This window comes from Streptomyces sp. NPDC047002, from assembly GCF_040704505.1.
Classification (GTDB): Bacteria; Actinomycetota; Actinomycetes; order Streptomycetales; family Streptomycetaceae; genus Streptomyces.
In genome coordinates, this window is the sequence record NZ_JBEYWC010000004.1 from 173,613 (window position 1) to 186,231 (window position 12,619).

The 12,619-nt window shown below is 71.7% G+C and carries 8 protein-coding genes; 1 reads left to right on the top strand and 7 read right to left on the bottom strand.

The window, feature by feature from the left end:
• Positions 1 to 131 precede the first annotated feature (131 nt).
• The 7 genes from AB0910_RS06565 to AB0910_RS06595 form a co-directional block, all read right to left on the bottom strand.
• Positions 132 to 4,406, bottom strand: coding sequence for a discoidin domain-containing protein (locus AB0910_RS06565; RefSeq protein WP_366743412.1), 4,275 nt, complete (start codon positions 4,404 to 4,406; stop codon positions 132 to 134).
• A 412-nt stretch (positions 4,407 to 4,818) separates the two neighbouring features.
• Positions 4,819 to 6,450 (bottom strand): cation acetate symporter, encoded by a 1,632-nt coding sequence (locus AB0910_RS06570; RefSeq protein ID WP_366743413.1) that lies wholly within the window; start codon positions 6,448 to 6,450, stop codon positions 4,819 to 4,821.
• Positions 6,447 to 6,932 (bottom strand): DUF485 domain-containing protein, encoded by a 486-nt coding sequence (locus AB0910_RS06575; RefSeq protein WP_366743414.1) that lies wholly within the window; start codon positions 6,930 to 6,932, stop codon positions 6,447 to 6,449. Before AB0910_RS06575 ends, AB0910_RS06570 begins: the two co-directional genes overlap by 4 nt.
• A gap of 87 nt (positions 6,933 to 7,019) precedes the next feature.
• Positions 7,020 to 7,733 carry a response regulator transcription factor gene (locus tag AB0910_RS06580; RefSeq protein ID WP_366743415.1) on the bottom strand — a complete coding sequence of 238 codons (714 nt, stop codon included), beginning with the start codon at positions 7,731 to 7,733 and terminating at the stop codon, positions 7,020 to 7,022.
• Positions 7,730 to 8,911, bottom strand: a complete 1,182-nt coding sequence (locus AB0910_RS06585; protein WP_366743416.1) for a histidine kinase — start codon at positions 8,909 to 8,911, stop codon at positions 7,730 to 7,732. Before AB0910_RS06585 ends, AB0910_RS06580 begins: the two co-directional genes overlap by 4 nt.
• Before the next feature lie 41 nt (positions 8,912 to 8,952).
• On the bottom strand, positions 8,953 to 9,459 hold the full coding sequence (locus tag AB0910_RS06590; RefSeq protein ID WP_366743417.1) for a DUF1453 domain-containing protein: 507 nt from the start codon (positions 9,457 to 9,459) through the stop codon (positions 8,953 to 8,955).
• Between the two features lie 160 nt (positions 9,460 to 9,619).
• Positions 9,620 to 11,746 (bottom strand): DNA topoisomerase IV subunit B, encoded by a 2,127-nt coding sequence (locus AB0910_RS06595; RefSeq protein WP_366743418.1) that lies wholly within the window; start codon positions 11,744 to 11,746, stop codon positions 9,620 to 9,622.
• Positions 11,747 to 12,195: 449 nt separating this feature from the next.
• On the opposite strand from AB0910_RS06595, the gene AB0910_RS06600 reads away from it, so the two are divergent.
• Entirely contained in the window at positions 12,196 to 12,426 is a 231-nt protein-coding gene (locus tag AB0910_RS06600) for a hypothetical protein (RefSeq protein WP_366743419.1), read from the top strand.
• Positions 12,427 to 12,619: the final 193 nt, after the last annotated feature.

Below are 12,619 nucleotides of genomic sequence, written 5' to 3' on the forward strand. Positions count from 1 at the left end.
CTGCAAGGCTATCGCAATATATGCAAGCTTCTTTCTCGCTGGTGCAAAGGTGGCGACAAGCGAATGCCGGCCGGATGACCCGGCCGGCATCGCTCCCGCGCGCCCCGCCGCACCGCCCTACGGGCGGATGCTCACGGGTTGATGTCGATCTTCATGGTGCTGGTGGTGTTCCGCACGTCCTGGCTGTTGTCGCTGAGCTTCAGCCCGTTGAACGTGACCTCGCCGACCGCGGGCCCCTGGCCGGGCTCGGGCAGCTCGTTCGCCCACAGCGCCCAGCCGGACTTGGCGTCGAACTGGTCGCCGCTCCTGTGCGCGCCGCTGATCGACACGTCGGTGAAGACCGTGTCCTTGATCGGGTTGAGCGGCCGGCCGCCCACGTAGTCGGTCTGGAACATGATCCCTCCGTAGGTGGGGTCCGTGATGTCCAGATCGCTCACGCGGATGCCCTGGAAGGGGTCGGTCGCCGAGTAGACCCAGACCGCGCCGAAGACCTGCTGCCCCCAGAAGTGCCCGCCGTCGCGGATCAGGGACAGCCCCTTGACCACCGTCTGCGGACTGGACCCGAACCCGGAGAAGGGGTAGCCGAAGTCCAGCGAGCTGAGCGTGAGGCCCGAGTAGGTCAGGGTGTCGGCCACGGTGATGTTCTGCAGGGTGTTGCCCTGGCCGCCGTAGACGGCGAGCCCGGCCGCGCGCCACGGCAGCTTCGCCGTGAGGTTCTGGAACGTGTTCCCGGTCAGCGGCGAGGAGTTGTGGTCCTCGGCGGCGAACAGCGCGAAGCTGTCGTCGCCCGTGCTGCGCGCCTCGTCGTCGGCCACCAGGTTGTCCTGGCTGCCGTTGGTGAGGTTGATGCCGTCGGCGAAGGTGTCCCTGATCCGCATGTCGGTGGCCTTCAGACCGGTGACGTGCGTGCCCCAGATCGCGCACACCATGTGCTCGACCCAGACGTCGTCGACGGTGATGCCGGAGACGTCCGTGAGGTCGAACTCCTTGCCGGGCCCGTCGATGCGCGAGGTGTAGTTGCCGAAGGCCGCGAAGCCGGAGAACATGGAGCCGTTCGCCGTCGACTCGACCCGGAAGCCGATGTCGGTGTTCTCCTGCGTCGAGGGGGCGAGGAACCGGGTGAACCAGGGCCCTGCCCCCACCACCTTGACCGGCTTGCCGTAGACCTGGAACTTGCCCGAGGTCTGGTAGTCGCCCGCCGGCAGGTAGACGCCGACGAGCTTGCCCGTCGTGTCCATCCGCACCTTGTCGAGCGCGTTCTGCACGTCCTGCTGCCCCAGTCCCGCCGGGGTCGCATAGGCGGCCGGGTCGGGGTTCTGGACCTGGGCGACCTGTTCGAGGTCCACGAAGTCGATCGCGTACCTGGAGGTGTTGGCCGCGTCCTTCTGGAGGCGGATGGTGCTGCCCGCGGGGACGGTCGTGCCGAGCAGGACGTTCGCCTCGTCGTAGATGTGCCGGGGTGCGCCGGATCCCGGCGAGTTGCCCGGGCCGGTCTCCGCGCCGTACAGCCAGGCGTACCTGGAGGTGAGGTCGACCGGCTTGAGCAGCTTGCCGTCGACGTAGATGTCGAGGGTGGCGTCGGTGCCGCCGCCGCCCGCGGAGTCGGGGACGGAGAACCGCGTCACCAGCGAGTTGGTGGCGGCGCGCGTGGTGAACTCGACGTAGTTCCCGGTGCTGTCGAGCGTTACGGCCCTGCGGCCCGACGCCTCGCCCGCGAGGTCGCCGATGGTCCTGTTGGGGCCGACGACCTGCGCGCCGCCGCCCAGGACGCCGTCCTCAGCCTCGTAGGTGTCGTACGGCATGTCGGCACCGCGGCCCACGAAGAAGGACTGCGTCGAGGTGTTGTTGGCGCGCTTCACCGGCAGTTCGTTGGCGTCGTCGGCGATGACCACCTTCTCGGTGTACGAGCCGTCGGCGGCGGTCCAGCCCCCGAGGGCGACCGGGGCAGAGGTGGCACCGGGCGCGAGGGCCCCGCTGAAGGATCCCGTGAGGGTCTTGACCGTGCCCCCCGAGGAGTTCAGGAGCGTCAGGGTGACCTGGTGCGCGCCGGCCGCCGCCGCGACCGTGCCCTGGTTGCGCACCGCGACAGAGAAGGTGACGGTGTCGCCCGCCGACGGCGCGGACGGGGAGGCGGCGACGCCCGCCGCGACCAGGTCGGAGCTGGCGACGGGCTTGACCACCAGGGCTGAGGGCGCGGTGTAGGTGTTGTTGGTCTCGTTGGACTCGATGATCTTGTTGTCGGGGTCGGCGACGGCGCTGAGCTGATACGTGCCGGCGTTCTGCGCCCCGATGTCTGCCGTCACCGTGGCTTGGGCGCCGGCCGCGAGCGCGCCGACGGCCGCGGTGCCCGCCGTGGAGCCGCCCAGGTCGAACCGGACCGTACCGGCGGGCGCTGCGAGGGCCCCGGTGTTCTTCACGGTCGCCGACAGGGTGACCGGGTCGGACTCGACCGGTGAGGCGGGCGACACGGTGAGCGAGGTGATCTGGAGGTCGGGGTTGGGCGCCGGGGTGCCGAGCACCTGGAACTCCGCCGCCTGGCCCGCGGGCGCACCGGTGTTGGAGGTGAATTTGAGCTGGACGTCCGCGACACGGGCGGAGACCGGGATGGTCACCGTGTTGCCGCTCGCCGGGGTGAAGGAGTAGTCCTTCGCGGCCACCAGGCCGGTGAAGCCCGAGGCGTTCTGCTCGCGGCCGAGCACCTGGATGTTCTGGGTGCGCGGGCCCCACGAGGAGTCCGGGTTGAGCCTGACCACGACGCTCTGCGTGTCGGCGTTGGCGCCGAGCTGCACGGTGAGGGTGTCGGGGTAGCTGCCGCCCGCGCCCTCCCAGTAGGTGCTTGTGCTGTTGTCGTTGGCGTTCGCGGCGACGAAGGTGAAAGTGGACGAGGAGGCCGTGATGGGCTTGCCCGCGGCCAGGTTGGACGCGGCGGTGGTGGAGCCGTTGCGGGTCACGCTGTTGCTGTCGCCCGAGACATTGCCCGCGGCGTCCTTCGCCCGCACGACGTAGGTGACGGTGCCGCTGCCCGCGTTCGCGTCGGTGTACGAGGTGGCGCTGCCCGCGGCACTGCCGAGCAACTGGCCGTTGCGGTAGACGTCGTAGCCCGTCACGCCCTTGTCGTCGCTCGACGCCTGCCAGGTGAGCTTGACCTGGCCCGCCGCGGGCTCCGTGTAGGCGAGGGAGCCGGGCGCGGTGGGCGCCTGGGTGTCGCCGCTCTCCCCCGCGCTGGTCACGCTGTTGCTGTTGCCCGAGACATTGCCCGCGGCGTCCTTCGCGCGCACGAAGTAGGTGACGGTCGCGTCGGCCGGCCGGCTCTCGGTGTACGAGGTGACATTGCCCGCGACGCTGCTGACCAGCTGGTTGTTGCAGTAGATGTCGTAGCCCGTCACGCCGGTGTCGTCGGTCGACGGCTTCCAGGCCAGCTGGACCTGCCCGGCGGCCGACCGGCTGAGCGTGAGGCCCGCGGGGGCGGAGGGCGCCCGGGTGTCGCCGGTGGCGGGGCCGTAGACCTCGAACTCGGAGACCTGGCCCGCGGGCCACCCGGAGTTGGCCGTGAAGGCGGCCCGTACGTACCGGGTGGTGGTGGAGTTGAAGGAGACCGTCACCGTGTTGCCGGACGCCGGGCTGAAGGCGTAGGACTTCGACGCGGCGATGTCGGAGAAGCTGCTGCCGTCGGTGGAGCCCTGGACGCGCAGGGTCTGGCTGCGGGCAGGCCAGTCCGCCGGCAGCTTGAGCACGACGCTGTTCACGGCGACGGAGGAGCCGAGGTCCGTCTGGAGCCACTGCGGGAAGGCGTTGTTCTTGCTCTCCCAATAGGTCGACTGGTTGCCGTCGTTGGCGTTGGACGCCGGGTAGACGTCGTTGAAGCCGCTCGCCGTCATGGGCTTGCCGAGCGCGAGGTCGGGGGTGGCGGCAGCGGCCGCGGTGTGCACCTCGAGCTCCGACAACTGGGCTTTCTTCCCGGCCGAGTTGCCGGTGAAGACGGCGCGTATGTAGCGCTCCTGGGTGGCGGGGAAGGAGACGGCGACCGTGTTCCCCGCTCCGGGGCTGAAGGTGTACGTGGCCGAGGACTTGAGCGTCTCGAAGCCGGAGCCGTCCCTGCTGCCCTGGATCGAGAGGGTCTGCCTGCGGGCCTGCCAGTCGCGGGGCAGCTTCAGCGTGACCCGGTCCACGCGTTCGAGCGAGCCGAGGTCGCGCTGCACCGACTGCTCGCCCCTGCCGGTGCCCTGCCAGTAGGTGGACTGGTCGCCGTCGACGGCGCGCGCTGCGGTGGTCCTGCTCGCCGCGGCCGCAGAAGCGCCGGCCGCCGGCCCCTCGGAGGCCGCGGCGTACGCGGGCCAGCCGACCAGCAGGAGGCTGGTGGTGGTGACGACGGCGAGGGTGCGCCGTCTCGGACGTTGCGATCTCATGGATCTCCGATCCTCGGCCTCGCACGGGAGCGGCGAGGCGCGGCTCTGGTCGCACACCGGTCCCCGGCATGCGTTTCTGCACTGCCGAACGGAGTCTTTTGCGTAGTGCGGTCAGAGAGTTGCAGAGAAATACCATGTCGTCTACGTCTTGGACAGAACCCGCCCGTCAGGCGGCCTCCCGGGACCGGAGGCCAATTCCCGTACCCCAGCGGGTTTCCGACCGTGCTTTACGCGCCTAGAAGCCGGCCGCAAGCCGCTGGAAACCCTGCAAATTCTTGCGGCGTCCTGTCGGCCGGACCGTCGCCGCCCAGTCGCCGCCAGGGGCCCGTACGACGGCGCCGGCCCGCTCCCGCGCAGCGTGGCGACGGTGAGCGGGCCGGCGCAAGCGCTGCGGGCCCGGACGCAACGGGTGTCAGACGGCGCCGGCTCCGGTGAGCGAACGCACCTCGGTCTCCGCGTACGCGGTCGGGTCCGCGGGCTCCCGCGAGCACACCGTGCCGAGCCAGCCGGCGAGGAAGCCGCACGGGATCGACACGAGCCCCGGGTTCTCCAGCGGGAAGAGGTGGAAGTCCACGCCGGGGAACATCGCGTCGGGCCCGCCGGAGACCACCGGCGAGAGGACCACGAGCAGCACGGCGGGGACGAGTCCGCCGTAGACGGACCAGACCGCGCCGCGCGTCGTGAAGGAACGCCAGAACAGCGAGTAGAGCAGCACGGGCAGGTTGGCCGAGGCGGACACCGCGAACGCGAGCCCCACCAGGAAGGCGACGTTCAGGTCCTGGGCGAGCAGGCTCAGCGCGATGGCCACGGCCCCGATCCCCGCGGCCGACAGCCGCGCCACCGACACCTCGCTGCGCTGCGCGGCGGCGGGCCGCTTCGCCGGCTCGCCCCGCCGCTGCTTCGGGATGCGGAGCCTGCGGGAGGCGTACAGGTCGTGAGCGACCGAGGCGGACGAGGCCAGGGTGACGCCCGCGACCACCGCGAGGATGGTCGCGAAGGCCACGGCTGCGACCACCGCGAACAGCACCGTGCCGCCCGTGGAGCCCGCTCCCCCGCCGAGGTGGAGCGCGAGCAGCGGTACCGCCGTGTTGCCCGCGGCGTTGGAGGCGCGCACCGCGTCGGAGCCGACCAGGGCCGCGGCCCCGAACCCGAGGACGATCGTCATCAGGTAGAAGCCGCCGATCAGGCCGATGGACCAGACCACGGACCTGCGGGCGGCGCGCGCGGTGGGCACCGTGTAGAAGCGCGACAGGATGTGCGGCAGCCCCGCCGTGCCGAGCAGCAGTGCGAGGCCGAGGCTGATGAAGTCGAGCCGTGCGGCCCAGCTCCCGCCGTACGCGCGGCCCGGCGTGAGGAAGTCCTTGCCGTAGTCGCTGTGGGCGGCGGCCCGCGTCAGCAGGGTGTTGACGTCGCCGTGGAAGCGCAGCAGCACCAGCACGGTCAGCGCGATCGCACCGGCCATCAGCAGGACGGCCTTGACGATCTGGATCCAGGTCGTCGCCCGCATCCCGCCGAGGGTCACGTAGACGACCATCAGGGCGCCGACGCCGATCACCGTCCAGGCGCGGGCCGCCGGCCCCGAACCGCCGAGCAGCAGCGACACCAGGCTGCCCGCGCCGACCATCTGCGCCACCAGGTAGAGCACGGAGACCGTCACGGACGCGGTGCCGGAGGCGACCCGCACCGGCCGCTCCCGCATCCTGGCGGCGACCACGTCCGCGAGCGTGAACCGCCCGACGTTGCGCACCAGTTCGGCCACGAGCAGCAGCACCACGAGCCAGGCGACGAGGAAGCCGACGGAGTACAGCATGCCGTCGTAGCCGAACAGGGCGATCACGCCGGAGATCCCGAGGAAGGACGCGGCCGACATGTAGTCGCCCGCGATGGCGAAGCCGTTCTCCATCGGCGAGAACAGCCGCCCGCCCGCGTAGAACTCCTCGGGCGAGCCGTGCCTGTTGCGGCTGACCCAGGTGGTGATGGCGAGGGTGACCGCGACGAACGCGCTGAACAGCACGAGCGCCAGGGTCTGGTGGTCGCCCCTCACGAGGTCCCCCTGCCCGCGCCGCCCCCGACGCCCCGGTCGAGCACGGCCCAGCGCAGTTCGAGCGCGGCCCGGTCGCGCCCGCGCCGGGCGTTGCGCACATAGGCCCAGGTCAGCACGAACGTGGTGAGGAACTGGGCGAGCCCTGCGACCATCGCCACATTGACCGCGCCCGCCACGGGGCGCGCCATCACGCCGGGCGCGAGCGTGGCGGCCAGCACGTACGCCAGGTACCAGCCGAGGAAGGCGGCGCTCGCCGGGACGACGAAGCCGCGGTAGCGCCCGCGCACCTCCTGGAAGGCGGCGCCGCGCTGCACCTCCAGGTAGACGTCGGCGGCGGCGCGGCCGTCGCGCGCGGCGGGCGGCGCCACCTGCGGGCCGTCCTGCCCGCCTCCGTACGGGGGCGTGTCCGCGTCGTCGTCCAGGGGGCCGCCGGGCCGCACCGCGGCGGCCTTCGGCCCTTGCTGCATGTCCACCGGTCGCATCTCCTTGTCAGGCGGCCGTTCCAGCCGTCCGACAAGGATGGGGGCCCCGCAGGGCCGACATGCCAGGACCTGACCCTCTTCACCCCATCAGGTGACCGATGTCCCAGGAGGCTCGATCAGTCCCCGTTGGTAGGCGTATCGCACGGCCTGCGCACGGTCCCGCACGCCGGTCTTGGCGAAGAGGTTGTTGATGTGCGTCTTCACCGTGGCGGCCCCGATGTGCAGCCGGGCCGCGATCTCCTTGTTGGACAGGCCGTCGGCGACGAGCCCGAGCACCTCGGCCTCCCGCGCGGTGAGCCCGTCGGGCAGCTCGGCGGGCGCCGCGGCCCGGGGCGGCGGCGCGGTGAACCGTTCGAGCAGCCTGCGCTGCACGGCGGGCGCGAGTCCGGCCTGGCCCGCGAGCACGTCGTCGACCGCGCGGACGATCTCCTCGCCCTGCGCGTCCTTGGTGAGATAGCCGCGCGCGCCGGCCTGGAGCGCGGCGAACAGCGACTCGTCGTCCGCGTACGTGGTCAGCACGACGACCTGGGTCCCCGGGTGGTCCTGCCGGATGCGCCGGGTCGCCTCGACCCCGTCGCAGCGGGGCATCCTGAGGTCCATCAGCACCACGTCGGGGGCGAGTTCCGCGACGAGCGCCACGGCCTCCTCGCCGTCCCTGGCCGCGCCGACCACCTCGATCCCCGGCAGCAGCCCGAGGAGCATCACGATGCCCTCGCGCACCACGGCCTGGTCGTCGGCGACGACGAGCCTGGCCGGCGGCCTGCCCGCGCCCCCCGCGGCCTCCGCCGCACCGCCGGTCATGCCGGCACCCGCAGCCGCACTCTGTACCCCTTCCCCCCGGCCCCTTCGGGGCCCGCGTCGAGCGTCCCGCCGAGCAGTTCGGCGCGTTCCCGCATGCCGAGGAGACCGTATCCGGAACCGGACGAGGCGAGCTCCGCGGGTGCGGCGGCGCCCCCTCCCCCGCGCCCCCAGTCGCGTACGCACAGGACCAGTTCGCCTTGCCCGTACGTGAGGTCGATGCGCACCCGCGCGCCCGGCGCGTGCTTGCGCACGTTGGTCAGCGCCTCCTGCGCGACCCTGCGCACGGTCTGCGAGGCCTCGGCGGGCACCGGGCGCGGGGTGCCCGCCACCTCGATCTCCGCGCCGTCGCTCGCCGCGACCTCCCGCAGGTAGTCCCCGAGCGGCGCCATGTCGCCGCGCAGCGCGGACAGCGCCTGCCGGGTCTCGGCGAGGCCGTCGCGCGCCATCGAGCGCGCGGCCACCACCCGCTGCAGGATCTGGTCCCTGAACGGGCCCGGCTCCTCCTGCTCGATGCGCAGCCGTGCCGCCTCCAGGTGGACGAGCTGCGCGGAGAGGCTGTGCGCGAGCACGTCGTGGATGTCGCGGGCGATCCTGGCGCGCTCGCCGAGCGCGGCCGACTCCGCCTCGGCCGCGCGCGCCGCACGCTCCTGGACTCTGAGGCGGTGGCGCTGCTCGCCGTCGATGCGCAGCACGTACCCGCCGAGCGAGCTCGCGCCGAGCGTGAGCACGGCGCCGAGCCAGCTCTGGTGGGTGACGAGCACCCAGCCCCCGAGCCCGACCGCAAGGACGGCCGCGCCCAGGGCGAGCGGCAGCCGCTGCATGGCGACGATGGAGCAGCCGAAGGCGAGGACGCCCGCGGCGACCGTGAAGCCGCGCCACTCGGCGAGGCCCGCGACCGCGAGCAGCAGGGCGGCGCAGCCGAGCGAGACCCAGGCCGTCTGGAGCCGGGTGGCGCGGTGGAAGGCCCAGATGAGGAAGCCGACGGCGAGGACGCCCGCGGCCGCGGCGAGCCCCTCGACGAGCCCCCCGGGGTGGTGGTCGGCGAAGACGGAGTAGAGCACGGCGGCGGCAGGGACCGAGCGGAGCATGAGCCTGCGCAGCCGCGCGGGCCCGCTCTCGCCCTTGCCCGCCGGCAGCGGGGGGCGTGCCCCGAGCCGGCCCTCCTGGGGCTCGGCCACGGGCCACGCCGTCCACGGTCCTGGAGTCACCTGCGGTCCCTTCACACCCGGTCGGCCACGCGGCCACGGTACGACGGACCCCCGGCGGGCGACAGCGCGCCCCCGCGGTGCAGCAGCAGGGCGCCGCGCAGGGCGAACGAGACGCCGAGGGCGATGAGCAGCGCGCCGGTCGACTGGTGGACCCCGGCCAGCGCGCCGAGGCCCATGAGGGCGAGCCGGGCGACGAGCCCGCCCACCCAGACGCCCGCGGTCGCCTTGGTGCCGCGCGACCAGACGGAGCCGTCGGGCTCGGCCCACACCCGGCTGGTCCAGGCCCAGCCGGCGCCCATCACCAGGCCGACCACCAGCTCGGCGGCGAGGAGCCCCGCGGACAGGGCGGTGTGGTGCGGGTCGATCACCCCGCCCTGCTTGGCGCCCAGCACGACCAGGACGACCGGCACGACGAGCCACTTGCGGCCGCCACCGCCGATCCGCTGGGGCCTGACCTGGCGCGCGATGATCAGTACGGCGACTGCGACGGCCGCGAGCACGTACAGCAGCTCATTCATGAGGGGCCCTCTCCGGTGACGAGGCGTTCTCCGACACCTCGAAGGTACGGAGAACCGCAGGTCAGCGGATCGGCGCCAGGGTTGAACTCCGGTGGATCCCCGGCCTCCACCCGGGGGTGGAGACCGGGGGCCCGCCGGGTCAGGTGAGGTCCCCCGCCGGTCAGGTGTCGATGCGCGAGCGGTCGAGCGTCGAGGCCGAGCTGCTGATGAACTCCTTGCGCGGCGCGACCTCGTTGCCCATGAGCAGGTCGAAGATCTGCTCGGAGGCGTCCAGGTCGCTGATGTTGATGCGCCGCAGCGTGCGGTGGCGCGGGTCCATCGTGGTCTCCGCCAGCTGGTCCGCGTCCATCTCGCCGAGGCCCTTGTAGCGCTGGATCGAGTCCTTGTACCGGATGTTCTTGCGCTGGAACTCCAGCAGCGTCTGTCGCAGCTCGGCGTCCGAGTACGTGTAGACGTAGCGGTCCTGGCCCTTCTTCGGCTGCACCAGCTCGACCCGGTGCAGCGGCGGCACGGCGGCGAAGACCCGGCCCGCCTCCACCATCGGGCGCATGTAGCGCTGGAACAGCGTCAGCAGCAGGCAGCGGATGTGCGCGCCGTCGACGTCGGCGTCCACCAGCAGCACGATCTTGCCGTACCGCGCCGCGTCCAGGTCGAAGGTCCGGCCGGACCCCGCTCCTATGACCTGGATGATCGCCCCGCACTCGGCGTTCTTCAGCATGTCGGAGACGGACGACTTCTGGACGTTGAGGATCTTGCCCCGGATCGGAAGCAGCGCCTGGAACTCGGAGTTCCGCGCGAGCTTGGCGGTACCGAGCGCCGAGTCGCCCTCCACGATGAACAGCTCGCTGCGGTCCACGTCGTCGCTGCGGCAGTCGGCGAGCTTGGCCGGCAGCGAGGACGACTCGAGCGCGGTCTTCCTGCGCTGGGCCTCCTTGTGCTGGCGGGCGGCGATGCGGGTGCGGGCGGCCGCCACCACCTTGTCGAGCACGGCGCGCGCCTGCGCCTTGGCGTCGCGCTTGGTGGAGGTCAGGAACGCCTTGAGCTCCTTGGCGACGACGTTGGCGACGATCCTGTTGGCCGCCGAGGTGCCCAGCACCTCCTTCGTCTGGCCCTCGAACTGGGGCTCGGCGAGCCGCACCGTGACGACAGCGGTCAGGCCCTCCAGGGCGTCGTCCTTGACGACGTCGTCCTCGGCCACGCGCAGCAGCTTGGTGGAGCGCAGGACCTCGTTGACCGTCCGCGTCACCGAGCGTTCGAAGCCGGTCACGTGGGTGCCGCCCTTGGGGGTGGCGATGATGTTGACGAAGGACCTGAGGGTCGTCTCGTACCCCGTGCCCCAGCGCAGGGCGATGTCGACGCCCAGCTCGCGGGTGACCTCGGTCGGGGTCATGTGCCCGCGGTCGTCGAGGACCGGCACGGTCTCCTTGAAGGTGCCCTGGCCGCTGAGCCTGAGGACGTCGCACACGCCCTTGTCCTGGGCCAGGTACTCGCAGAACTCGCTGATGCCGCCGTCGTAGTGGAACGTCTCGACGGACGGCCTGCCGTCCTCGGCCGCCTCGGCGAACCGCTCGTCCCTGACCACGATCGTCAGTCCGGGCACCAGGAAGGCCGTCTGCCGGGCCCGCTGGTGCAGGGTGTCCAGGGAGAGCTTGGCGTCCTTGAGGAAGATCTGCCGGTCGGCCCAGTACCGCACGCGGGTGCCCGTGCGGTTCTTCGGGATCCGCTTGCCCTTGCGCAGGCCGCCCGCCGGGTCGAAGGGCGCGTCGGGGCCCTGCTCGGTGAAGATCCCGGGCACGCCGCGGCGGAAGCTGACGGCGTGCGTGGAGCTGTTGCGGTCCACCTCGACGTCGAGCCGGGCGGAGAGCGCGTTCACGACGGACGCGCCGACGCCGTGGAGGCCGCCGGAGGCCGCGTACGAGCCGCCGCCGAACTTGCCGCCCGCGTGCAGCTTGGTCATCACGACCTCGACGCCCGACAGGCCCGTCTTGGGCTCGACGTCCACCGGGATGCCGCGCCCGTTGTCCCTGACCTCGACGGATCCGTCCTCGTGGAGGACGACCTCGATGTGGTCGCAGTATCCGCCGAGGGCCTCGTCGACGGAGTTGTCGATGATCTCCCACAGGCAGTGCATCAGGCCCCGGCTGTCGGTGGACCCGATGTACATCCCGGGCCGCTTCCGTACGGCCTCCAGGCCCTCAAGGACGAGCAAATGCCGCGCGGTGTAGTTGGAACCGTCACGGTCCGCTGTCAGCAGCGCGGTGGACGGCACGGACGTATCGGCGGTCACTCGGTTCGCTCCTCGCTGAATTTGAGATATGGCCCCGTGGGGTAAAGGCCCGGCTCGTGTCATCGCTCAGAGGGTACAGACGCCTGGTAGAGCCGTTGTCACGCCACCCTCGTCCGGCACCATGCTAGTGCACGCTCGCATACGTGTTCGATCACGGACGGCCGTGCAGCACAGCTCACGTTCCCTTCCAGGCATGAACCATTTAGGCTCCGGGCACGTCCTCATCAACAACCGGCAAGCCCGCCGGGCGGACACAAGCCCAGGAACCACCCACCGACATCGATGCGAAATCCGTAAAGCTCAGCAATACGGCTCATTCGCCGCCAACCGTCAGCACTCCAGCACTTCGGAAGAAAATTTCGAGGAATGGCGCCGCGAGCGGGAACGTTTTCGGCCTGGTTGGATGTTGACCCTGGTACGACAGCTCGTCGAGCTAGAGAAGAGGCGACGTGACTACTGTTCTGACACCCGCGAGCCCCCTGACGGCGGGCGACCGCTGTGACCGATGCGGCGCCCAGGCCTACCTGCGTGTCCTGCTGACCAGCGGCGGTGAGCTCCTCTTCTGTGCCCACCACGGGCGCAAGTTCGAGCCGGAGCTCAAGAAGATCGCCGCGGAAATACAGGACGAGACCGACCGGCTGACGGCGGTTCCCGCCGTGGCCGGTGACGAGGAGCGCTGACGCCTCGCACCACCGACGACGAGCCGAGCGCCGTCCCCGGACGGCCGACGGGCGGCCGCCACCGCTTTCCGCGGTGGCGGCCGCCCGTTCTCGTAGCGGCACGCGCCCTTCCCGGCCCTGAGCGGCGCGCTGCGGCCCCGTGCGGCGCCGGGCCGTACGGGAGGAGCACGCGGGCGAGGTCCGGGATCCTGAG

What these genes read in the sequence shown, in the direction of transcription:
- AB0910_RS06565 (WP_366743412.1), bottom strand. Translation starts at nt 4,406, where the DNA reads ATGAGATCGCAACGTCCGAGACGGCGCACCCTCGCCGTCGTCACCACC.
- AB0910_RS06575 (WP_366743414.1), bottom strand. Translation starts at nt 6,932, where the DNA reads ATGCGACCGGTGGACATGCAGCAAGGGCCGAAGGCCGCCGCGGTGCGG.
- AB0910_RS06580 (WP_366743415.1), bottom strand. Translation starts at nt 7,733, where the DNA reads ATGACCGGCGGTGCGGCGGAGGCCGCGGGGGGCGCGGGCAGGCCGCCG.
- AB0910_RS06590 (WP_366743417.1), bottom strand. Translation starts at nt 9,459, where the DNA reads ATGAATGAGCTGCTGTACGTGCTCGCGGCCGTCGCAGTCGCCGTACTG.